General features: G+C 46.4%; 20 protein-coding genes, 1 tRNA gene and 1 riboswitch. Of the genes, 15 read left to right on the forward strand and 6 right to left on the reverse strand.

Annotated elements, in window-relative coordinates; translation table 11 throughout:
• Positions 1 to 5 precede the first annotated feature (5 nt).
• Positions 6 to 2189: a methylmalonyl-CoA mutase gene (scpA, locus tag ICV38_RS05220; protein ID WP_215377991.1), complete on the reverse strand. Its 2184-nt coding sequence runs from the start codon at positions 2187 to 2189 to the stop codon at positions 6 to 8.
• 94 nt (positions 2190 to 2283) lie between these two features.
• Here scpA and ICV38_RS05225 point away from each other — a divergent pair, with 94 nt between their 5' ends.
• Positions 2284 to 2922, forward strand: a complete 639-nt coding sequence (locus ICV38_RS05225; RefSeq protein ID WP_215377994.1) for a GntR family transcriptional regulator — start codon at positions 2284 to 2286, stop codon at positions 2920 to 2922.
• A 74-nt stretch (positions 2923 to 2996) separates the two neighbouring features.
• On the opposite strand, the gene ICV38_RS05230 is transcribed toward ICV38_RS05225, so the two are convergent.
• Together ICV38_RS05230 and ICV38_RS05235 are read right to left on the reverse strand one after the other, a co-directional pair.
• Complete coding sequence (locus ICV38_RS05230) at positions 2997 to 3350, reverse strand: cytochrome c (RefSeq protein WP_215377997.1); 354 nt, start codon at positions 3348 to 3350, stop codon at positions 2997 to 2999.
• A 13-nt stretch (positions 3351 to 3363) separates the two neighbouring features.
• Positions 3364 to 3729, reverse strand: a complete 366-nt coding sequence (locus tag ICV38_RS05235; RefSeq protein ID WP_251368108.1) for a cytochrome c — start codon at positions 3727 to 3729, stop codon at positions 3364 to 3366.
• A 174-nt stretch (positions 3730 to 3903) separates the two neighbouring features.
• Between ICV38_RS05235 and ICV38_RS05240 the strand changes: the two genes are divergently transcribed.
• Genes ICV38_RS05240 through ICV38_RS05250 form a run of 3 tightly spaced genes read left to right on the forward strand, consistent with a single transcriptional unit; the run spans position 3904 to position 6477 of the window.
• Positions 3904 to 4773, forward strand: coding sequence for a MoxR family ATPase (locus tag ICV38_RS05240; RefSeq protein ID WP_215378000.1), 870 nt, complete (start codon positions 3904 to 3906; stop codon positions 4771 to 4773).
• A gap of 19 nt (positions 4774 to 4792) precedes the next feature.
• Complete coding sequence (locus ICV38_RS05245; protein ID WP_215378003.1) at positions 4793 to 5968, forward strand: VWA domain-containing protein; 1176 nt, start codon at positions 4793 to 4795, stop codon at positions 5966 to 5968.
• 53 nt (positions 5969 to 6021) lie between these two features.
• Positions 6022 to 6477: a RidA family protein gene (locus ICV38_RS05250; RefSeq protein ID WP_215378006.1), complete on the forward strand. Its 456-nt coding sequence runs from the start codon at positions 6022 to 6024 to the stop codon at positions 6475 to 6477.
• Here ICV38_RS05250 and ICV38_RS05255 read toward each other — a convergent pair.
• A complete protein-coding gene (locus ICV38_RS05255) occupies positions 6474 to 7136 on the reverse strand; it encodes an NTP transferase domain-containing protein (RefSeq protein WP_215378009.1) in 663 nt (220 codons plus the stop codon). The genes ICV38_RS05250 and ICV38_RS05255 overlap by 4 nt on opposite strands.
• Positions 7137 to 7186: 50 nt before the next feature.
• Here ICV38_RS05255 and ICV38_RS05260 point away from each other — a divergent pair, with 50 nt between their 5' ends.
• Entirely contained in the window at positions 7187 to 8146 is a 960-nt protein-coding gene (locus tag ICV38_RS05260; RefSeq protein WP_215378012.1) for an XdhC family protein, read from the forward strand.
• Between the two features lie 19 nt (positions 8147 to 8165).
• On the opposite strand, the gene parC is transcribed toward ICV38_RS05260, so the two are convergent.
• Positions 8166 to 10460, reverse strand: coding sequence for a DNA topoisomerase IV subunit A (gene parC / locus ICV38_RS05265; RefSeq protein WP_215382795.1), 2295 nt, complete (start codon positions 10458 to 10460; stop codon positions 8166 to 8168).
• 167 nt (positions 10461 to 10627) lie between these two features.
• Entirely contained in the window at positions 10628 to 12616 is a 1989-nt protein-coding gene (locus tag ICV38_RS05270) for a DNA topoisomerase IV subunit B (protein WP_215378014.1), read from the reverse strand.
• A gap of 79 nt (positions 12617 to 12695) precedes the next feature.
• Between ICV38_RS05270 and ICV38_RS05275 the strand changes: the two genes are divergently transcribed.
• The 10 genes from ICV38_RS05275 (at position 12696) to thiE (ending at position 21741) form a co-directional block, all read left to right on the forward strand.
• Positions 12696 to 13916 carry a CaiB/BaiF CoA-transferase family protein gene (locus ICV38_RS05275; protein WP_215378017.1) on the forward strand — a complete coding sequence of 407 codons (1221 nt, stop codon included), beginning with the start codon at positions 12696 to 12698 and terminating at the stop codon, positions 13914 to 13916.
• Positions 13916 to 15142 carry an MFS transporter gene (locus ICV38_RS05280; protein ID WP_215378019.1) on the forward strand — a complete coding sequence of 409 codons (1227 nt, stop codon included), beginning with the start codon at positions 13916 to 13918 and terminating at the stop codon, positions 15140 to 15142. The genes ICV38_RS05275 and ICV38_RS05280 overlap by 1 nt, the downstream gene beginning before the upstream one ends.
• A complete protein-coding gene (locus tag ICV38_RS05285) occupies positions 15135 to 15287 on the forward strand; it encodes a hypothetical protein (protein ID WP_215378022.1) in 153 nt (50 codons plus the stop codon). Before ICV38_RS05280 ends, ICV38_RS05285 begins: the two co-directional genes overlap by 8 nt.
• A gap of 44 nt (positions 15288 to 15331) precedes the next feature.
• A tRNA-Arg gene (locus ICV38_RS05290) sits at positions 15332 to 15406 on the forward strand.
• Between the two features lie 215 nt (positions 15407 to 15621).
• Entirely contained in the window at positions 15622 to 16455 is an 834-nt protein-coding gene (locus tag ICV38_RS05295) for an NUDIX domain-containing protein (RefSeq protein ID WP_215378024.1), read from the forward strand.
• Between the two features lie 74 nt (positions 16456 to 16529).
• Positions 16530 to 16638, forward strand: a riboswitch (TPP riboswitch).
• A gap of 37 nt (positions 16639 to 16675) precedes the next feature.
• Positions 16676 to 18613, forward strand: coding sequence for a phosphomethylpyrimidine synthase ThiC (thiC, locus tag ICV38_RS05300; RefSeq protein WP_251368109.1), 1938 nt, complete (start codon positions 16676 to 16678; stop codon positions 18611 to 18613).
• A gap of 5 nt (positions 18614 to 18618) precedes the next feature.
• Positions 18619 to 19782 (forward strand): FAD-dependent oxidoreductase, encoded by a 1164-nt coding sequence (locus tag ICV38_RS05305; protein ID WP_215378027.1) that lies wholly within the window; start codon positions 18619 to 18621, stop codon positions 19780 to 19782.
• Positions 19773 to 19970 carry a sulfur carrier protein ThiS gene (gene thiS / locus ICV38_RS05310; protein ID WP_215378030.1) on the forward strand — a complete coding sequence of 66 codons (198 nt, stop codon included), beginning with the start codon at positions 19773 to 19775 and terminating at the stop codon, positions 19968 to 19970. The genes ICV38_RS05305 and thiS overlap by 10 nt, the downstream gene beginning before the upstream one ends.
• A gap of 15 nt (positions 19971 to 19985) precedes the next feature.
• A complete protein-coding gene (locus tag ICV38_RS05315) occupies positions 19986 to 20804 on the forward strand; it encodes a thiazole synthase (RefSeq protein WP_215378033.1) in 819 nt (272 codons plus the stop codon).
• A gap of 10 nt (positions 20805 to 20814) precedes the next feature.
• Positions 20815 to 21741 carry a thiamine phosphate synthase gene (gene thiE, locus ICV38_RS05320; RefSeq protein WP_215378036.1) on the forward strand — a complete coding sequence of 309 codons (927 nt, stop codon included), beginning with the start codon at positions 20815 to 20817 and terminating at the stop codon, positions 21739 to 21741.
• The last annotated feature ends 8 nt before the right edge of the window (positions 21742 to 21749 follow it).

Here is a 21749-nt window from a genome sequence, read left to right on the forward strand (position 1 = left end):
TTTAATTAAACCGGCTTTACAGATTTACGAATTTGCTCAAGCACATCCTTAGCTGAAGCTGGAATTGGCGTGCCTGGTCCATAGATTCCTTTAACACCTGCTTCATATAGGAACTCATAATCCTGTCTTGGAATGACGCCACCTACGAACACAATGATGTCGTCAGAGCCCTGCTTCTTCAGCTCAGCAATAATCGCTGGCACCAATGTTTTATGACCAGCTGCTAAAGTCGATACGCCTAAGGCATGTACGTCATTCTCAATCGCCTGGCGAGCACACTCTTCAGGTGTTTGGAACAATGGTCCAATGTCCACATCAAAACCTAAGTCTGCATAGGCAGTAGCCACAACTTTGGCTCCACGATCATGACCATCTTGACCAAGTTTGGCAATCATCACGCGTGGTCGACGGCCAAAGTCTTTTGCAAAATCAGCGATTTCTGTTTGTAGTTTTGCCCAACCTTCGGGTGAGTCATAGGCAGCTGCATACACTCCGGTCACCTTTTGAGTATCGGCGCGATGGCGCCCGTAAACTTTTTCCAATGCATCAGATACTTCACCAACCGTTGCACGTAAACGAATTGCGTTTACAGACAACTCCAATAAATTGCCTGAGTTATCCTCAGCAGCCTTGGTTAGCGCCTCTAATGCGGCCTCTACTTTTTTGCCATCCCGTTTAGCTTTGATTTCTTTCAAACGTGCGACCTGACCTTCGCGAACCTTATCGTTATCAATCATCAGTACATCAACAAGATCTTCTTTGCCAAGCTTGTACTTATTCACGCCCACAATGACATCTGAACCTGAGTCAATCTTGGCTTGTTTTTCAGCAGCGGCTGCTTCAATCTTGAGCTTAGCCCAACCACTTTCAACCGCTTTGGTCATACCACCCATGGCATCGACTTCTTCAATAATTTCCCAAGCCTTGTCAGCCATCTCTTGAGTGAGGTTCTCCATCATGTAAGAGCCAGCCCATGGATCGATTACGCTGGTGATATGGGTTTCCTCTTGAAGAATTAACTGAGTGTTTCGAGCAATACGGCTAGAGAATTCGGAAGGCAAGGCAATTGCCTCGTCTAAAGAATTGGTATGCAAAGACTGTGTACCACCAAATACAGCCGCCATTGCCTCAACAGTCGTTCTCACGACGTTGTTATAGGGATCTTGCTCTGTTAATGACCAACCCGATGTTTGACAATGGGTGCGCAACATCAAGGACTTTGGATTCTTTGGCTCGAATGACTTCATGATGCGCCACCACAACAAACGAGCAGCACGCAATTTAGCAACCTCTAAGTAGAAGTTCATCCCGATAGCAAAGAAGAACGAAAGTCTTCCAGCAAAACCATCAACATCCAAACCTTTTGCGAGCGCTGTTTTGACATACTCTTTACCATCAGCCAATGTGAATGCCAATTCCAATACTTGGTTCGCACCAGCCTCTTGCATGTGATAACCCGAAATCGAAATCGAGTTAAATTTCGGCATATGCTTGGCGGTGTATTCAATAATGTCGCCAATGATGCGCATTGAAGGCTCTGGTGGGTAAATATAGGTATTGCGCACCATGAACTCTTTCAGAATGTCATTCTGAATCGTTCCGGACAAGAGCTCTTGCTTGACGCCTTGCTCTTCACCAGCAACGATATAGCCTGCTAACACCGGGAGTACGGCGCCATTCATGGTCATGGATACAGAGACTTTATCGAGCGGGATACCGTCAAACAAAATCTTCATATCTTCGACAGAATCAATAGCTACACCAGCCTTACCCACGTCGCCAGTGACGCGTGGATGGTCAGAGTCATAACCACGATGTGTTGCCAAGTCGAATGCAACTGATACACCTTGACCACCCGCATCTAATGCTTTCCGATAAAAGGCATTAGATTCTTCAGCAGTAGAAAAACCAGCGTATTGTCGAATCGTCCATGGTCGAACGGAATACATCGTTGCTTGAGGTCCGCGAACAAATGGCTCAAAGCCTGGCAATGTATCTGTGTAATTGAGACCTTGAGTATCAGCGGATGTGTAAAGTGCTTTGAGTTGAATGCCATCTGGAGTTTTCCAGCCAAGTTTGTCAACATCACCATTCGGCGCAGACTTTTGTGCTGACTTTTTCCAGGCATCTAAATTCGTTTCTGGAAATGATGGCCATGAACTTGATGGAACTTTCTTTTCTGAACTCACAAAGCACTCCCGTTAATTTTGTTGCATTGCATATTAGATTTGCTAATTCTGCTTGACTATTAGTATTTTGTCTAGCTATCATGTATTCATAATTATGAATACAAAACTGAATAATCACCCCCTATACGAAGATGTTGCAGATCGCCTTCGTGAACAGATATTTGCCAAACAATTGGCTCCTGGTAGCTGGCTTGATGAGCAAAGCTTGGCTGAGCAGTTCGGCATTAGCCGCACACCAATGCGAGAGGCTATTAAGGTATTGGCCTCTGAAGGCCTAGTAACCATCAAAATGCGGCGTGGAGCCTACGTTACAGAGGTAGCCAGAAAAGACTTAGAGCAGATTTTCACTATCCTCTCCCTACTCGAAGGCGAAGCAGCGAGGGAAACTGCCGCAAAAGCCACTGAAGAAGAGTTAAACCAATTGGATTACTGGCATCACCGCCTAGAAAAAGCGGCTGCCGACAGAGATTTAGAGCAATTCTTTGAGATTAATGGCAAATTTCATGAATTAATCCAAAAAATCGCTGGAAATCGCTGGATGAATGGTGTTATCGCAGACCTACGCAAAGTTCTCAAGCTCCATCGCCGTGATTCCTTAACGAGCACTGGACGACTACAGAACTCCTTGATTGAGCATCGAGCCATTCTCAATGCCCTACTCAAGCGAGATCAGGCAGGAGCAGAAAGTGCCATGCGAAAACACTTAGCCAGAGGTCTTGAAGCGCTCAGATAAGGGATTTTTTCAATAAAAATAAAGGCTTAGAAGTTTATTCTAAGCCTTTATTTTAGGTGCAACGGAGTCAAATATTACTTCTTGATAACGAAGTTTCCTGGCAGAGATGCAATGTATGCAGCGATGTCCTGCAAATCAGCCTCTGAGAATACCTGTACTTGGGATCCCATGATCGCGTTATTGCGACCATATTGAGCATTGCCATTGCCAACCTTGTACGCTTTCAAAGCGTAAAAAAGGTAATCAGGATATTGACCAGCCAATTTAGGATAAGCCGGCAAGATTGGTGCATTTAAACCAGCGCCATGGCAAGAAGCACAATTGGCTTTCTCAACCAACGCCTGACCTTTATCGACGCTGGCGGCATTAGCAACGTTGATCAAACCAATACTGGAAAGCAAAACTGCGGTAACTAGTGCAAATTTCATAAACGTGCCTCTATCACTTCAATGGGTTGTTAGGTGAGCTGGCAGTTTGCGCAGCATAATATTCGCCGATATCAGCCATATCTTGATCAGAGAGGCTCTTAGCAATAGAACGCATCGTTGGGTGCTTTCTCTCGCCCTTTTTGTACTCAGACAAAGCAGTTGCGATGTAAGCAGCATTTTGACCACCTAACATCGGCACTCTGTAGACTAATGGATAGTCAGCACGATAGTCAGGAATAGAGTGGCATCCAACGCAAAGCCAAACCTTGGCATTACCAGCTGCAGCACTGCCCTTCACTTCGTCAGCCTGAGCTGAGAACCCAGCAAAAACCAAGCCAGCACAGATAAGCAAGCGGGAAAGAATTGAGAGTTTTTTCATAGAAATCAGTATTAATGAGTTTGATTTAAATCAATTTGGGAGAGTATAGCGGACAGACGCCCTCCTAACCATTGTTTAGCAGTCCCGAACATCAAAATCAGTAGAAATACTGAAAAATTGGCTCCATTTACCTATACTTGAACGTCCAATAAATGACATTTTGAATGCCTGCCAATGACCAAGCCATCACCCCAATCTACTAACCGTTTCGAGGGTAGCCAAAGCTATGTAGCAACGGATGACCTGAAATTAGCAGTGAATGCAGCCATGGCACTGCAGCGACCCCTATTAATCAAAGGTGAACCTGGTACAGGGAAAACAATGTTGGCTGAAGAAGTTGCGGCAGCCCTAAAGATGCCCCTGTTGCAATGGCATATCAAGTCCACCACCAAAGCCCAACAAGGCTTATACGAATACGATGCGGTCAGTCGTTTACGAGACTCTCAACTAGGCGATGAAAAAGTCAAAGACATTCGCAACTACATTGTCAAAGGTGTTCTCTGGCAAGCTTTTGAAGCAGATGAACCTACGGTCCTACTCATTGATGAAATCGATAAAGCCGATATTGAATTTCCGAATGATCTCTTGCGTGAAATTGATCGCATGGAATTTTATGTTTATGAAACTCGTGAATTGATTAAGGCAAAGCATCGCCCTTTAGTCATCATCACCTCGAATAATGAAAAAGAATTACCCGATGCCTTTTTGCGTCGTTGTTTCTTTCATTACATCACCTTCCCCGATGCGCAAACAATGCAAAGTATCGTGGATGTGCATCACCCCAACATCAAGCAGGATCTATTGGAATCTGCCTTGAAGGCTTTCTACCAGATACGCGCATTACCAGGCTTAAAGAAGAAGCCCTCCACATCCGAATTAATCGACTGGCTAAAGCTCTTATTAGCAGAAGACATCCCTCCGGAGGCGCTATACAGCCAAGATGACAAGATCGTGGTGCCGCCATTACATGGTGCGCTCTTAAAAAATGAACAAGATATTCATTTATTTGAGCGTCTAGTAATGATGAATCGTAACCACCGCTAAATCATCTCAGGGCAAGCTGATGTTGATTCAATTCTTCCTCAACTTGAAAGAGGCCAAAGTGCCTGTTTCAGTGAGAGAGTTTTTAACCCTCCTAGAGGCTCTCAAGTCAGGCGTTATTAACCCGTCGATCGATGAGTTTTATCAACTCTCACGCATGACTTTAGTCAAAGATGAGCAACACTTTGATCGATTTGATCAAGTATTTGGCAGCTACTTCAAAGGTGTTGAGCAAATCATCGCCCTCTCTCCCGATATTCCTATGGATTGGTTGGAGAAAAAATTGCAACGCGTCTTAACGGATGAGGAAAAGGCAGCTCTGCAGAAATTAGGCGGCCCCGAAGCACTCAAGAAACGGTTAGAGGAGCTACTCAAAGAACAAAAGGAATGGCATGGCGGTGGCAATAAATGGATTGGGGCTGGCGGCTCCTCACCTTTTGGCCACAGCGGCTATCACCCAGAGGGTATTCGCATTGGCGGCGAAAGCGCCGGCAACCGAACTGCTATCAAAGTTTGGGAAGCTCGAGAATTCAAAGATTACGACAGCGACCTTGCCTTAGGTACGCGCAATATTAAGGTTGCGTTGCGTCGTTTGCGCCGCTTTGCTCGCGAGGGATCGGTGCTCGAGCTAGACCTAGATAAGACCATACACTCTACGGCCGCTAACGCGGGAATGCTCGATATACAAATGCGTCCTGAACGTCATAATCAAGTTAAGGTGTTGCTCTTGATGGATGTTGGCGGATCCATGGATGACCACATAAAACAAATCGGGGAATTATTCTCTGCCGCAAAAGCAGAGTTCAAGCATCTTGAGTATTACTATTTTCATAACTGTGTTTATGAAAACCTGTGGCAAAGCAATCGTCGACGCAGAGATCAAGTGAGCTCTACTCAAGACATCATCAACAAATATGGCCCTGATTACAAACTCATCTTTGTTGGGGACGCCACCATGTCTCCCTACGAAATTCTCAGCCCCAATGGTTCTGTCGAATATAACAACAAAGAAGCTGGCGCAGTTTGGATTAATCGTCTGTTAGATCACTTCCCCCATTTTGCCTGGCTTAATCCAGAACCGGAATCTATTTGGGAGTATCGACAATCGATCGACATCATAAAAAACCTGATGAAGGATCGCATGTACCCGGTCACCCTAAGTGGCCTTGAGAGCGCTATGCGTCAACTTTCAAAGTAATTTGCCAGTAAGATTCCACTAATCACCTCAAACACTTAGACTGAAAAATCATTATGAGCAACATTAGCGAGCGCCTTAAAACTCTTGGCATTGATTTACCACCTCCCGGACCTCCCGCTGCGGCTTACGTAATGGCAGCAACGACTGGTAATACCGTCTTTTTGTCTGGCCATATTGCTAAGCGCGATGGTAAACCTTGGGTTGGTAAACTGGGTAAAGATATGGATACCGAAACAGGTAAAGCTGCTGCTCGTTCTATCGCTATTGATTTGATTTCCACACTACAAAATCACCTAGGCTCTCTTGACAAAGTGAAGCGCATTGTCAAAGTCATGGGCCTAGTGAACTCCACCAGCGAATACACAGAGCAACATCTTGTTGTGAATGGCTGCTCAGAGTTATTGTTTGAAGTGTTTGGTGATGCTGGTAAACACGCTCGCAGCGCCTTTGGTGTAGCCCAAATCCCTCTGGGTGCTTGCGTTGAAATTGAATTAATCGCTGAGATCTAAGCGCGTGTGATTCCGAGTTTCTGGATGTCTGCCTCAGTGTCAACATCCAGAACATAAGCTGGGTTATTCATTTCATAGATTTGAATTAGTTCAGGATGTTGATCCATATAAGGTCGGCAAACCATTCCCGGCGTTGACAAAATAGCCTTTACTACTTTTCTCGAAAACAGTACGGGGTTGCCGCGCTGCCCATTCACTTGAGGCATGACGATCTCTTGATCGCCCTGACGATTTGAAAATTGCTCAAGCAACAATACCATCTCCTCAAGTCCAATGTTGGGCTGATCACTAAGACATATTGCAAGCACATCAAACTGAGACTGCAAGCCTTCCAAAGCAAGGCGTACCGATGATGCTTGGCCATGCTGGGCATTGGGGTTATGTTGAATGGTGACGGCGAGATTGATCTCTTTACTAATTCTTGCCAACTCCGCTTCAATCTCTTTTGCATGAAAGCCTGTAATCACGACAAACTCCACTGGCTCAAGCTGCTCAAGCTGTTTTACCACCTCACAAAAACGCTTTAGAAGGCTTTTGCCTTCTTTCAACAACAAGGCTTTTGGAATGGATCCCATACGACTACCCTCGCCAGCGGCCAATAACACAATAGCTAGACTGAGCTTAGCGTTCATTGGGGAAGATTTACGGGTTGAACTCATTAGAGTGATAATAAATAAGAATCTGAAAATAAAACATAAAAAGACATTGCATGAATAGTACCGATTTAAGCGTTCTCAAATCTGCAGTCAGCTGGCTAAAAACGGGTCACCCTGTTGCTATTGCTACTGTTGTTCAAACTTGGGGCTCCGCACCACGTCCCGTAGGCTCTTGGCTAGCCATTCGACAAGACGGTCAAGTTGCCGGCTCTGTTTCTGGTGGTTGTGTAGAAGATGATTTAATTAGCCGCGTCCAAACAGAAATCCTCACACGCAATACTCCTGAAATGGTTGTCTATGGAGTGAGTCAAGAGGAAGCGGCGAGATTTGGTCTTCCCTGCGGCGGAACGCTTCGTCTGCTTGTTGAGCCTAAACCTCAATTAGTCGTTCTAGAAAAACTTCTAGAGGCGATCTCATCACATCAAATAACTAGACGCACTGTCAATATTGCGAACGGCACATCGACATTAGCATCAGGCAATCGTAATGATGAATTTACTTGCACTGATACAGAAATGTGCACGACTTACGGCCCACGCTGGCGCATGGTCATTATTGGCGCTGGGCAACTCTCTTTATATACAGCAGACTTTGCCCTAGCATCTGACTTTGAGGTGATCGTCATTGACCCACGTGAAGAATATGCCGAGGGTCTCAATCGTCATGATGTGAGCTTCATTAAAGGTATGCCAGATGATGTCCTTCTAGAGATTGGAGTTGACCCCCATACCGCTGTTGTTGCCTTAACTCATGATCCTAAGCTGGATGATATGGCGTTGATGGAGGCTCTCAAGTCCCCAGCTTTTTACGTCGGCGCCTTAGGTAGTCGCAAAAATACTCAGAAACGCAAAGAACGTTTGTTAGAGTTTGATGTCAGCAAAGAAGAGGTGGAAAGATTACATGGCCCAGTGGGCCTGAATATCGGCGCTCTCACCCCACCAGAGATCGCTATATCGATTCTGGCAGAAGTGATTGCTGTGAAGTACGGTATCTCTGTTCCAAAAAAAGTTTAAATAACTTTTTTCAGCAGAACTAATTTGCGGTGAGCTTTCCGTCTTTGAGGCGTGGCTCAACAAAGTGACCTTTGCGTGCACGATTGCCCACAAATGACTTCAAGGTTTTTGCATCGAGACTGAGCTCAGTAGGTTTGCCTGCACGACCTGCACCAGAATAGGTGGCGCCATTGGGACCTACTGCAATGGCAGAAGCCATAAATTCTTTATCGTCTAAGCCCATCAAGATCATACCCTTACCGCCGGTTGGCAAGCGTTTTAGCTCATCTAATGGGAAAACCAACAACTTAGAAGCCTGAGATAAGCAAGCAACCTGCTTCATACCGACTTGAACCTTGGTTGCGCCTAAAGGAGCATCGCCAGGCACTTTGGCATCTACTGTAATAAACGATTTACCGGCTTTATTGCGAGTACTCATATCAGCAACATTGGCCAAGAAACCATAACCAGCTTTAGTAGAGAGCAACACCAAATCATCCGACTGGCCGGCGTAATAAGCAACCATTTGCGAGCCTGCGGCCAAGTTCACAAAACTGGTTAATGGTGAACCATCACCACGAGCGCCGGGCAACTCACTTACCGGGACGGTATAGACTCGACCGTCACTACCAAAACCCTGTATGACATCTACAGTACGCACCTCAAAGGTAGCATAGAGAGCATCACCCGCCTTAAAGCTAAATTGGGTTGCATCATGCTCATGACCTTGACGTACACGTACCCAGCCTTTTTGAGAGACGATAACCGTTACCGGTTCATCAATGACTTTAGTTTCTGCAATAGCGCGCTTATCTTCTTGTATTAAGGTGCGACGATCATCACCAAAATCTTTCACATCAGCTTCAATTTCTTTAATAATGCGTTTACGCAGTACGGTATCGCTTTGCAACAAGCCTTCTAAGTCATCGCGTTCAGACTTCAGCTCTTTGAGCTCTTGCTCAATCTTGATGCCTTCCAAACGTGCTAATTGGCGCAAGCGAATATCCAGAATATCTTCGGCCTGGCGATCGGTCAGTTTGAATTCTTTGATGAGGTCTGTTTTTGGCTCGTCGCTATTGCGAATAATCTTAATGACCTTATCAATATTGAGAAGAACGATTAAGCGCCCTTCCAAAATATGCATACGATCTTTAACTTTACCCAGGCGGTATTGGGTACGACGCGTAACCGTTGTTACTCGGAACTCAATCCACTCAGAGATAATTTCTTTAAGACCTTTTTGACGTGGTCGACCATCATTACCAATCATCACCAAGTTCATTGGTGCGTTGGACTCAAGCGAGGTGTGCGCCAACAAGAGGTTTACAAACTCGTTGACATCAATGTTCTTGCTCTTGGGCTCGAATACCAATCGCACTGCAGCATCCTTACTGGATTCGTCACGAACACCATCGAGCACATTCAAAATCGTTGACTTGAGATTGTTCTGCTCTGGAGTGAGGGTCTTCTTGCCAACCCTCACCTTAGGGTTGGTAATCTCCTCAATCTCTTGCAAGACCCGTTGAGATGAAGCGGATGGTGGCAATTCATTCACAACAACCTGCCATTGACCACGAGCCAATTCTTCTACAGACCAGCGGGCACGTACTTTGACACTACCGCGTCCGGTTTCGTAGATTTGTGCAATTTCTGCTGCAGAGGAAATAATCTGTCCACCACCAGGATAATCAGGGCCCGGCATGATTTCGAGCAAATCCGCAGTAGAAAGCTTTGGTGATTTCATCAAAGCAATGGCAGCGTTACCGACTTCACGCAAATTGTGCGATGGAATCTCGGTTGCCATACCTACCGCAATACCGGATGCACCATTGAGCAATACAAAGGGTAAGCGTGCAGGCAATAACTTAGGCTCTTGGAAAGAGCCATCATAGTTTGGCGCGAAATCAACCGTTCCTTCATCAATTTCACTGAGCAACAAGCCTGCGATTTTGGTTAAACGCGCTTCGGTATATCGCATCGCTGCTGCACCATCACCATCGCGAGAGCCAAAGTTACCTTGGCCATCAATTAGTGGGTAACGTAATGAAAAGCTTTGTGCCAAACGCACTAGCGCATCATAAGCAGATTGGTCGCCATGCGGATGAAATTTACCCAAGACATCGCCCACAACACGCGCACTCTTTACAGGCTTGGCATCAGCACGCAAGCCCATCTCATTCATGGAGAACAAAATACGACGCTGTACTGGCTTCTGACCATCGGCCACTTCAGGTAAGGCACGTCCTTTAACGACGCTAATGGCGTAATCTAAATAGGCTCGCTCTGCATACACTGCAAGCGTTAGGCTATCTTTATTGTCTTCATTTAAATCCATGGTCTTAGGATCATGTGGATCTTTGGGGCCATTTGGTGTGTTTGATGCGCTAGCTTTAGCGACGGCTGTTTCAGCAACCTCAACAATCTCCATTTCTTCCACCGGAGAAGAAAACAAATCCGCCTGCTCTACTGCCGGCTTTTTACCTGGTGTCTTTTTCGTTGCCATTAAATATCCGCCTCAACTTCATTGCCGCGTTCTTCAAGCCAATCACGGCGCGCACCAGACTCCGATTTACCCATCAACATATCCATCGTTTTAAAGGTTTCATCTTCAGTCCACGAACCAAGCGTTACGGGTAGTAAACGACGTGTATCGGGATTGAGAGTGGTATCCCACAGCTGTTCAGCGCTCATCTCACCCAAACCTTTAAAGCGGGAGATCTGCCATGCAGAATCCTTGACGCCATCTTTACGCAACTTATCTTCAATTGCTTGAAGCTCGCTAGCATCTAGCGCATAAATTTTCTGTGCGGGTTTTTTGCCACGGGCTGGGGCATCAACCCTAAACAGCGGAGGTCTTGAAATATGTACATGACCTAACTCAATCAATTTAGGGAAATGCTTATAAAACAATGTCAGGAGCAATACCTGAATATGCGCACCATCGACGTCCGCATCTGAAAGAATGCATACCTTGCCATAACGCAGATTAGATAAATCTGGATCATCATTTGGACCATGAGGATCTACTCCTATCGCTACAGCAATATCGTGGACCTCATTATTGGCAAATAAGCGATCGCGCTCAGCTTCCCAGGTATTTAAAACCTTACCGCGCAAAGGCAGAATGGCTTGATATTCCTTATTACGACCCATTTTGGCTGAGCCACCAGCAGAATCACCCTCAACCAAGAAGATTTCATTCTGAGCGATATCCTCGCTCTCACAATCCGTGAGCTTTCCGGGAAGAACGGCAACGCCAGAGGATTTTTTCTTCTCTACTTTTTGACCCGCACGGGTGCGTGCTTGCGCTTGCTTGATTACAAGATCCGCAAGCTTGCGTCCATAGTCAACGTGTTGGTTAAGCCAAAGTTCTAATGCAGATTTTGCGTATCCAGAAACTAGACGCACTGCATCACGTGAGTTCAAGCGTTCTTTAATTTGCCCTTGGAATTGTGGATCCAACACTTTGGCAGACAAAATAAATGAGGCGCGTGCAAAAACGTCTTCAGGCATTAATTTCACGCCTTTGGGTTGCAATGCATGCATTTCAATAAAACCTTTAACAGCATTAAAGAGGCCCTCACGCAAACCACTTTCATGCGTTCCGCCAGCTGGAGTGGGAATCAAATTCACATAACTCTCGCGTACTGGCGCACCATCTTCAGTCCAGCTAACGACCCAAGCTGCACCCTCGCCTTCAGCGAAAGAATCATCTTCTCCGGTACCAGTAGCATATTGCTCACCTTCAAACGGCGGAATTACCTCAGGGCCATGTCCTGCCTGGGCGATGGCCTCATTCAGGTAGCCACGCAAACCTTGCGCATATTGCCAAGTTTGCGTATCGCCAGATTTTTCTTGAATCAGGGTTACTTTGACACCCGGCAACAAAACTGCTTTAGATCTAAGCAGACGAATGAGGTCAGCCATGGGAATAGCAGAGCTATCAAAGTACTTACCATCCGGCCATGCACGAACACGCGTGCCATGGGACTTATCGTCTTTTACAGAGGGCTTAGATTTGAGTTTCTCAATCACTTTGCCATCAGCAAAGGTCAATGTGGAAACTTGACCATCACGCCATACAGTAACCTCTAAGCGTTTGGATAGCGCGTTCGTAACAGAAACACCAACACCATGTAATCCACCGGAGAATGCGTAGGCACCACCAGTGCCCTTTTCAAATTTGCCACCAGCATGAAGTTGTGTAAAGACGATTTCAACTACGGGTAATTTTTCAGTAGGATGCATTCCAACGGGAATGCCGCGACCATCATCTTCAACGCTAACGCTACCGTCGGTATGCATGGTGACAACAATTTGCTTGCCAAACCCGCCCAAAGCTTCGTCTGAAGCGTTATCTAAGACCTCTTGAATGATGTGCAAGGGGTTATCAGTTCGGGTGTACATTCCAGGCCGCTGACGGACTGGTTCTAGTCCCTTTAGGACCTGAATCGACGATTCGCTATATTCGGAAGTTTTACGGGTAGCCATGCGCGCAAATTGTAGTCATGTCTGAGCTCAAGTCGGAACTTTTCCAGAAATCCCCTATCATCCATGCCAAAATTGGGCAATGGGAGCTTTAAGTCATATTCGTGTTTTAGACCTTAGCCGGGTGCTTGCGGGACCTTGGTGCGCTCAAAATCTTGCGGATCTGGGTGCTGACGTCATTAAAGTGGAGCGCCCAGGTGCTGGGGATGACACCCGTCATTGGGGCCCTCCATTTGCAAAAGACCCCTGCGGTCAAGAAACAGACGAGTCTGCCTACTTTATTTGCATTAATCGCAATAAGCGCTCTATTACTGTCGATATCAGCAAGCCCGAAGGTCAGGACATCATTCGACAGCTAGCTGCGGAGTCCGATGTGGTGATTGAGAACTACAAAGTTGGTGATCTTGCTAAATATGGACTTGACTACGAAAGCCTCAAAAAGATCAAACCGGATTTGGTCTACTGCTCTATCACTGGATTTGGTCAAACCGGTCCTTATGCACATCGCCCTGGATATGACTTCATTATTCAAGGTATGGGTGGCTTTATGAGTGTTACTGGTGAGGCTGATGATTTTGAAGGTGCCAGCCCGCAAAAGTCAGGAGTAGCAATTGCCGACATCTTTACTGGCATGTATGCCTCTACCGCCATCCTCGCCGCAATCGTCCATCGCGACCACACAGGTGAAGGTCAATATATTGATATGTCCTTGCTCGATACTCAAATTGCTGTCATGGCCAATGTATCGAGCGCCTACCTCACCTCTGGTGAAATACCGCGTCGCTGGGGTAACGCATCCCCCATCATCGTTCCATATCAAACCTTTCCAACATCAGATGGCTGGATGATCGTAGCTGCCGGTAATGATGGTCAGTACCGCCATTTTGTTACTGCTGGCGGTGAGGCCTATCTAGCAGATGATCCTCGGTTCTTGACTAATCCATTGCGTGTTCAACATCGCAAGGCTTTAATTCCTTTGCTAGAAGTAATGACACGGAAAAAATCAAAGGGCGAGTGGATTGCACTACTGGAGCAAGCCAATGTTCCTTGTGGCCCTATTAATAACTTCAAAGAAGTCTTTGAAAATGAACAGGTCACAGCGAGAAACACCCAAATTCATGTGCAGCATCCAACTGTCGGAAATATGAAACTGGTAGCCAGCCCAATGAAATTATCCAAGACGCCTACTGAGGTGCGCATGGCTCCACCCACTCTTGGGCAACATACCAATGAGATCTTGAATGAACGCCTTCATTTAGATAGCAAGGCCATTGACGAGCTTAGACAAAAGGGAATTATTTAATGAACACCGCTAAAGCTTCGTTAACCATGAAACAGGTGCTGATTTTTGGGGGCTTGATGGTGACCCTTTCTATGGGTATTCGTCATGGCTTTGGTTTGTTTAATTTACCCATCACGATGGCTAATGGGTGGGGTCGCGAAACTTTCGCCTTAACCATTGCATTGCAAAATCTCATTTGGGGTGCTGTTCAGCCGATTACCGGCGCCCTAGCCGATCGCTATGGCGCGTTCAAAATCATGATTGCCGGTGGCGCACTGTATGCGCTCGGTTTGGCAGGTATGGCAATTTCTACAGATGCTATTAACTTTACGCTTGCCGGTGGCTTACTCATTGGTCTTGCGCAAACCGCCACCACCTATAGCGTAGTCTACGGCATCTTAGGTCGCAACGTTCCGGCTGATAAACGCGTATGGGCAATGGGCATTGCTGCAGCTGCCGGTTCTTTTGGACAATTCTTAATGATTCCAGCAGAGCAAGGTTTGTTAAGTGCGTTTGGGGCACAGGATGCACTTCTGTTATTAGGGTTGATGGCTAGCCTCATGATTCCAACAGCTTTTATGTTACGTGAGAAGAATTTTGTTCATCACCATACCTTGGGTGATCAGACGATCAAGGAAGCTTTAAAAGAAGCAATCAGTAATCCTAGTTTTCGATTATTGACCTTGGGTTATTTTGTTTGTGGCTTTCAGGTTGTCTTTATTGCAGTGCATTTAGCGCCCTACCTGAAAGACATGTCCTCGATTTACCCGGCAGTAGGTGCACCAGCAGTAGCCACAACTGCCCTTGCCTTAATCGGACTCTTTAATATCTTTGGTACCTATAGTGCTGGAATTTTGGGTCAACGTTTTCCTAAACGCTACCTTTTGTCAACTATTTATATTGGTCGCTCTATCGCCATCGCTGGGTTTTTACTGCTGCCATTAAGCCCAATAACAACATATATTTTTGCGGCCATTATGGGCTTCTTATGGCTCTCTACGATCCCATTAACCAATGGCATTGTTGCGCAGATCTTTGGGGTGAAATATTTAACAATGCTCTCAGGTTTGGTGTTCTTCTCACACCAACTCGGCAGTTTTTGTGGAGCGTTTCTGGGTGGTTATTTATTCGACCACACGGGCTCATATCTCATCGTTTGGGAAATTGCCATTGCATTAGGCGTCTTTGCATTCTTAGTGAATCTACCTGTGAAAGAGCGCGCTATTGTCAGAGTAGCGAATGCATAATCAGCAATGCAGCAAAGCTTCTATTTGGAAGTGGATGGCTTATGGATTTTCATTCTTTGTATTGCTATTAATTTTTTCCGCGTACTATGCCCCCGATATGATGGTTGCTGTTACCAATCAAGTTTGGGCGCTGTGTGGATGGTAAGTATTGTCATAATGTCGCCTAACATAGTTTGAAACAAATTTCATCTCGCCGTAGCACAATGGATAGTGCACATGCCTCCTAAGCGTGGGATACAGGTTCGATTCCTGTCGGCGGGACCATCAAATGATTGAGAGTTATCCACAGGCTTTGTGGATAAATACCCAAAAGTTTTCGTAAGTCACAGATTTGTATAGACTGACCTAGCTTGCTTAAATTATCAGCACAATGATGAGCGTGAAATTGTGCAATGCATATTGCTAATTCTTCTAAGCTTTGTGTTAAGAGTCAAACTAAATAACAGCATGTTGGGACAAGTTCCCTTACACTCCAGCTCATGACTGCACTATCTACCAGCACTATCGCCGCCCTTGAGGAGATGCTACAGAATACCTCGCGGCCCGCTCCAGCAGATTTCATGCCCATTTATTTTGCTCGTGGCACGAGTGAATCAACTGCAATTGGTCACTTAAATCCAGAATTTATTCCCTGTTTACAAGAAGCGCTCAAAAAGCAATCTGTACCACTGATTTCCACGGGCAATGATCGTCTTACGATTCACCCTGGCAAGCCCAGAGATTTATCCAGCAGCTTAAATCAATTGGCAAACTATTTGCGTTTAGGCGGCTTCATTCCAGGATGGCGCAATGAAGACTTTGCTTGGGTTGACCTAAACGGACACAAATACTTTCGCTTAGAGCGTGCTGCGTTTCGGACATTTGGCTTCCGCAGCATGGCAACCCATATCAACGGCTATACAAAGAGCAACACCATTTGGCTAGGTAGACGCAGTGAAAATAAATCGACTGATCCTGGCAAGTTAGACAACCTTGCGGCTGGCGGTATTACTGCAGATGAGACACCCTGGATCAGCGCGCGTCGTGAGTTATGGGAAGAAGCTGGGGTACCGTTGCAAATTTCCGAAGAAATTGAACCCGTCGGTCGCATTCATATGCGACGACCAATTCCGGGGCTCGGTTTTCATGACGAGCAACTCTATGTTTATGACCTCGAGCTCACTCAAAACTTCATTCCCACAAATCACGATGGCGAAGTCAGTGGATTTATTGAGGTTTCCTTTACTGAAGCTGCTGCCCGCATCCTGGCGGATGAATTTACCAGCGACGCCGCTTTTGTGACCGCGGACTTTATTTTGCGACGGAATAAGTAAGTTATCAGCTTTAACCAGGCCGACTTGATCGGCGTCATGCCACTCAGGCCCTTTTCGTGGTTAAATCTTCTTTAAGGATGAAACAGGGGTGCCCTTCAAGGTAGATTTAGCTTGAAGGCGCTGAGAAAGACCCTAGAACCCGATCCAGGTAATGCTGGCGTGGGGAGTTACATCAGACCGACACCCGGTTTCGTCCATCTAAAACAGTGAGGAGATGGACATGAGTACAGGCAACCCAAAAACCAAACATGAGATTCCGAGCTTAAAAAGCTTGGAGCGCGACTTCGGTCAAAAATTTGCATACCCCGCTTCGACTAAAACGTACTTGCAAGGTTCTCGTGCGGATATCAAAGCACCTATTCGGATGATTGAGCAATTGCCAACCCGAGTTGGTGAAGAGTTGGTTGCCAATCCACCCGTGCCTGTTTATGACACCTCTGGTCCCTACAGTGATCCTGAAATCGTTATCAATCTTGAAAAAGGTTTGCCAAGATTGCGCGATGCGTGGATTAAGGAGCGTAATGACACTGAACAATTAGCGGGGCCAAGTTCCGAGTACGGTGTTGCGCGCTCAAAAGATCAAGCAACTCAAGATTTACGTTTTGCTCACATCAGTGCACCTCGCGTTGCCAAAGCTGGCCATAACGTTAGCCAAATGTATTACGCTCGCAAAGGAATCGTCACTCCAGAAATGGAATACGTCGCCCTGCGCGAATCCATGGGTCTAGAGCAGTTGCGCAAAGACCCTGCATACAAACAATTACTCAAGCAGCACCCTGGTAAAGGCTACGGCGCCAATCTTCCTGACATCGTGACTGGTGAGTTCGTGCGCTCTGAAATTGCTGCTGGCCGCGCCATCATCCCTGCCAACATTAATCACCCTGAACTTGAGCCCATGATTATTGGTCGCAATTTCCGCGTGAAGATTAACGGCAATCTTGGCAACTCTGCAGTGACCTCTTCAATTAACGAAGAAGTTGAAAAAATGGTGTGGTCAATTCGTTGGGGTGCTGACACCATCATGGATCTTTCCACTGGTAAACATATTCATGAGACTCGCGAGTGGATTATTCGCAACTCGCCAGTGCCTATTGGCACCGTTCCTATTTATCAAGCCTTAGATAAAACTGGCGGTATTGCAGAGGACCTCACCTGGGAAATGTTCCGCGACACTTTGATTGAACAAGCAGAACAAGGCGTGGATTATTTCACCATTCATGCTGGTGTATTACTGCGTTATGTGCCACTAACCGCTGATCGTATTACCGGTATCGTGTCACGTGGTGGCTCCATCATGGCGAAATGGTGTCTTGCCCATCACAAGGAGAACTTCCTCTACACCAAGTTTGATGAGATTTGTGAAATCATGAAGGCTTATGACGTCTCCTTCAGCTTAGGCGATGGCCTACGCCCTGGTTGCATTGCCGACTCTAATGATGCCGCTCAGTTTGGCGAACTCCACACCTTAGGTGAACTCACTGCTAAAGCCTGGAAGCATGATGTTCAAGTGATGATCGAAGGTCCTGGGCACGTTCCAATGCAACGCATTGAAGAGAATATGACTGAGGAGCTCAAGCATTGCTTGGAAGCACCTTTCTACACCCTTGGACCATTGATTACCGACATTGCTCCTGGTTACGATCACATCACCAGCGGTATTGGTGCTGCCCAGATTGGATGGTACGGCACAGCAATGCTCTGTTATGTCACCCCGAAGGAGCATTTAGGTCTTCCCGATAAAGAAGACGTGCGTGAGGGCATCATCACTTATAAGATTGCCGCTCATGGTGCCGACCTTGCAAAAGGCCTGCCTGGCGCTCAAGTGCGGGATAACGCACTGTCTAAGGCACGTTTTGAGTTCCGCTGGGAAGATCAGTTTAATCTTGGTTTAGATCCTGAGCGTGCTCGCGAGTATCACGATGCGACCTTACCAGCAGAAGGCGCCAAGATTGCGCACTTCTGCTCAATGTGTGGTCCCAAGTTCTGCTCAATGAAGATCACACAAGAAGTGCGTGACTACGCAGCTACCTTAGATGCTGATGGCAATCCAAAGCAAGGCTCTAAAGTGATTCCGATTGCTGAAGTGACAGATGCCACCAAAGGTATGGAAGAAATGTCTGCAGAATTCCGCAAACGCGGTAGCGAGATTTATCAGTAATTAAGATGAATCAATCTCAATCACTGCATAGCAAGTACGCTATTGTTGGTGCCGGCCTCATGGGTCGGCTCCTAGCGGTAGCGCTTGCTCAGCTTGGAGCCCAGGTTAATTTATATGATCAAGGTGGTTGTGATGCTAGAGGTGCCGCAGCTCGCATTGCTGCAGCCATGCTAGCCCCATTAGCAGAATCAGCGATTACCGAAGATTCTGTTGTACGGATGGGCATTCATAGCCTGCCACGATGGAAGCAGTTAATTGATACGTTATCCACGCCAGTGTTTTTTCAACAAGATGGCACTTTGATTTTGTGGCACAGGCAAGATGCCAGTGAGGCGGAACGATTTACCAATCATCTTGAAAAGAATTGTCTTCATAATCCTCAGTTAACGCTTCCTCAAAAACTTAACAGTGCAGAGTTGCGTCATATTGAGCCCGGAGTAGCAGATCGCTTTATGCAGGGCTTATATTTACCCGATGAAGGCCAGCTGGATAACCGTCAACTACTTGATGCCTTATTAGCAGAATTAAATTTACTCAAGGTCAACTGCCACTGGAATCAAGCTGTCGATCCAGAGCAACTTCGCGCAAATCATCAGTATGAGTGCGTCATTGATTGCCGAGGCAATGGGGCGAAAGATGCCTGGTCATCCTCTGTCAATAGCTTGCGAGGTGTTCGCGGTGAAGTAGTTCGTTTATATGCGCCAGAGGTTAAATTGCGTCGCCCTACTCGCCTGATTCATCCACGCTACCCTATTTACATCGCCCCGAAAGAAAATGATGTCTATGTTGTTGGCGCCACTGAAATTGAATCTGATGACCTTTCGGAAATGAGCGTTCGCTCTGCAATGGAGCTTCTCAGTGCTGTATATACAGTACACAGTGGCTTTGCTGAAGCACGCATCTTGGAGATGGCGACGCAATGTCGTCCAACATTAAAAAATAATCTTCCAGAAATTCGGGTCCAGAAAGATAAAGGTCTATCTGATTTGATCATGATCAATGGTCTTTATCGCCATGGATTTATGATTTCTCCAGCGGTTTTAGATTCCACTTTGGAGCTTTTAGCAAGTGGTCAAAGTAATACTGCCCTGGAATTGGGCTTAAGCATCAGCAGTAATTTTGGCAAGACCGATAGCACCAGCAGTCACAAGGCAAGTTTATGCGCGTAATCGTCAATCAAATTGAATACGATATTCCCAGTCAAAGCATGATTTCAGATGCCCTTGCTTTGATCAATGCTAAACCGCCTTTTGCTGTTGCCGTGAATTTGAATTTTGTGCCAAAGACGCAATACGATCAATTTTCCTTGAATGAGAACGATCAAATTGAAGTCATCGCCCCGGTTACGGGTGGCTAAACGATTGAGCGCTTTATGACTGCACCTTTACCAAACAATCTCAATAACGCTGACGCACTCGTTTTGTATGGCGAGAGCTTTGCAAGCCGCCTGCTGTTGGGCACCTCTCGCTACCCATCGCCACAGGTTCTCGAGAATGCGGTTCAGACATCTAACCCTGCAATGATTACGGTGAGTCTTCGTCGTCAAGGAACCAGTACAACCGAAGCGCATAGCGGGTTTTGGGAATTGCTCAAAAAGATGGCGGTACCCGTACTGCCAAATACTGCTGGCTGTCATAGCCCTCAAGAAGTGATTACTACAGCTCACATGGCACGCGAAGTTTTTGAGAGCGACTGGATCAAATTAGAACTCATTGGTGATGACTACACCTTACAACCAGATACCCTTCGTCTTGTGCAAACGGCAGAGATCTTGATAAAAGAAGGTTTCAAAGTTTTACCCTACTGCACTGAAGATTTAATCTTGTGCCAACGTTTAGTTGATGTTGGTTGCCAAGCAATCATGCCTTGGGCTGCGCCGATTGGTACAGGGCAAGGACCGCTCAATCCTTATGCCATGAAACTTTTGCGCGATCGTATTAAGGTGCCCCTAATTGTTGATGCAGGCTTAGGCTTACCTTCACACGCCTGCACTGTCATGGAGTGGGGCTTTGATGGCGTGTTACTGAATACTGCAGTTGCTCTATCCAATGATCCTGTTGCTATGGCTAAATCATTTGCAATGGCAGTTGAGGCTGGACGAACTGCCTACCTCTCTGGCGCAATGAAGCCTCAAGCATCTGCGCAAGCAAGCACACCGTTAGTGGGCACCCCATTTTGGCATCAAGTCTAAGGACAACCAGATGAGTCTCGTACGCGACCTTGCCGATCAAATTATTCAAGCTCATCTAAATGATGATCTTTGTATACTAATCCCTGCATTTTCAATGAGCTCACCTCCGCCACGTATTGATAACGAGGCTGCTGCTGATCATTACGAACTTGCTGGAGCGCTTGCTGCAATTGAGATGGGCTTTATTGAGTCTGACGCCAAGGTCTTAGGCAAGGCCTGGTCTCGGATGACACTTCATGATGGCGGCTTTAATCCCTTTAAGTGGCCTAGTAGACCTGAACAATTTGATTTGCTGCCCTGGACTCGCAACATGAATCCCAACGCCTTTAAAGAATGTCCTAAGCGACTAGGGCTTTATGGTGTGATGCCTGATGCCGACTGGGTAAAGCGCATGGTTGAGGCAGAAATCCCCACCGTCCAATTACGCTTTAAGTCTGAAGATCGTTACAAGATCAGAAAACAAATCAAAGAGTCGGTTAAAGCTGTTGAAGGTAGCAAGACCCTGCTCTTTATTAATGATTACTGGGAGGAAGCCATTGACGCGGAAGCCTATGGAGTACATCTCGGACAAGAAGATTTAGAAACTGCTGACCTCGACAAAATTCGTGAGGCTGGATTAAGGCTAGGCTTAAGTACGCATGGTTATGCTGAGTTGACTATCGCTGATCGTTTTTGCCCGAGCTACATTGCGATGGGCGCCGTCTTCCCAACCAATCTCAAGAAAATGCCTACAGCCCCACAAGGACTTGGCAGGCTCTATCAATACGCCAAATTAATGAGTCACTATCCGCTAGTGGCTATTGGTGGAATCGACCAAGACAGTATTCATGCGGTGTCAAAAAGTGGCGTGGGTTCGGTTGCAGTTGTCAGAGCTATTACCCAGGCCAAGGACCCTAAGGCTGCAGTGAAACAGTTGCAGGAACTCATGCAGGCTTAAGCTGCATT

The organism is Polynucleobacter sp. MG-6-Vaara-E2, from assembly GCF_018687695.1.
Classification (GTDB): Bacteria; Pseudomonadota; Gammaproteobacteria; order Burkholderiales; family Burkholderiaceae; genus Polynucleobacter.

Bases quoted from the DNA above. Each gene is read 5' to 3' on its own strand.
- thiS (WP_215378030.1), top strand. From the start codon at position 19,773: ATGCGCGTAATCGTCAATCAAATTGAATACGATATTCCCAGTCAAAGC.
- parC (WP_215382795.1), bottom strand. From the start codon at position 10,460: ATGGATTTAAATGAAGACAATAAAGATAGCCTAACGCTTGCAGTGTAT.
- ICV38_RS05275 (WP_215378017.1), top strand. From the start codon at position 12,696: ATGGGAGCTTTAAGTCATATTCGTGTTTTAGACCTTAGCCGGGTGCTT.
- ICV38_RS05250 (WP_215378006.1), top strand. From the start codon at position 6,022: ATGAGCAACATTAGCGAGCGCCTTAAAACTCTTGGCATTGATTTACCA.
- ICV38_RS05315 (WP_215378033.1), top strand. From the start codon at position 19,986: ATGACTGCACCTTTACCAAACAATCTCAATAACGCTGACGCACTCGTT.
- thiC (WP_251368109.1), top strand. From the start codon at position 16,676: ATGAGTACAGGCAACCCAAAAACCAAACATGAGATTCCGAGCTTAAAA.
- ICV38_RS05280 (WP_215378019.1), top strand. From the start codon at position 13,916: ATGAACACCGCTAAAGCTTCGTTAACCATGAAACAGGTGCTGATTTTT.
- thiE (WP_215378036.1), top strand. From the start codon at position 20,815: ATGAGTCTCGTACGCGACCTTGCCGATCAAATTATTCAAGCTCATCTA.
- ICV38_RS05295 (WP_215378024.1), top strand. From the start codon at position 15,622: ATGACTGCACTATCTACCAGCACTATCGCCGCCCTTGAGGAGATGCTA.
- ICV38_RS05230 (WP_215377997.1), bottom strand. From the start codon at position 3,350: ATGAAATTTGCACTAGTTACCGCAGTTTTGCTTTCCAGTATTGGTTTG.
- ICV38_RS05270 (WP_215378014.1), bottom strand. From the start codon at position 12,616: ATGGCTACCCGTAAAACTTCCGAATATAGCGAATCGTCGATTCAGGTC.
- ICV38_RS05255 (WP_215378009.1), bottom strand. From the start codon at position 7,136: ATGAGTTCAACCCGTAAATCTTCCCCAATGAACGCTAAGCTCAGTCTA.
- ICV38_RS05235 (WP_251368108.1), bottom strand. From the start codon at position 3,729: ATGAAAAAACTCTCAATTCTTTCCCGCTTGCTTATCTGTGCTGGCTTG.
- ICV38_RS05285 (WP_215378022.1), top strand. From the start codon at position 15,135: ATGCATAATCAGCAATGCAGCAAAGCTTCTATTTGGAAGTGGATGGCT.
- ICV38_RS05260 (WP_215378012.1), top strand. From the start codon at position 7,187: ATGAATAGTACCGATTTAAGCGTTCTCAAATCTGCAGTCAGCTGGCTA.
- ICV38_RS05245 (WP_215378003.1), top strand. From the start codon at position 4,793: ATGTTGATTCAATTCTTCCTCAACTTGAAAGAGGCCAAAGTGCCTGTT.
- ICV38_RS05240 (WP_215378000.1), top strand. From the start codon at position 3,904: ATGACCAAGCCATCACCCCAATCTACTAACCGTTTCGAGGGTAGCCAA.
- ICV38_RS05305 (WP_215378027.1), top strand. From the start codon at position 18,619: ATGAATCAATCTCAATCACTGCATAGCAAGTACGCTATTGTTGGTGCC.
- ICV38_RS05225 (WP_215377994.1), top strand. From the start codon at position 2,284: ATGAATACAAAACTGAATAATCACCCCCTATACGAAGATGTTGCAGAT.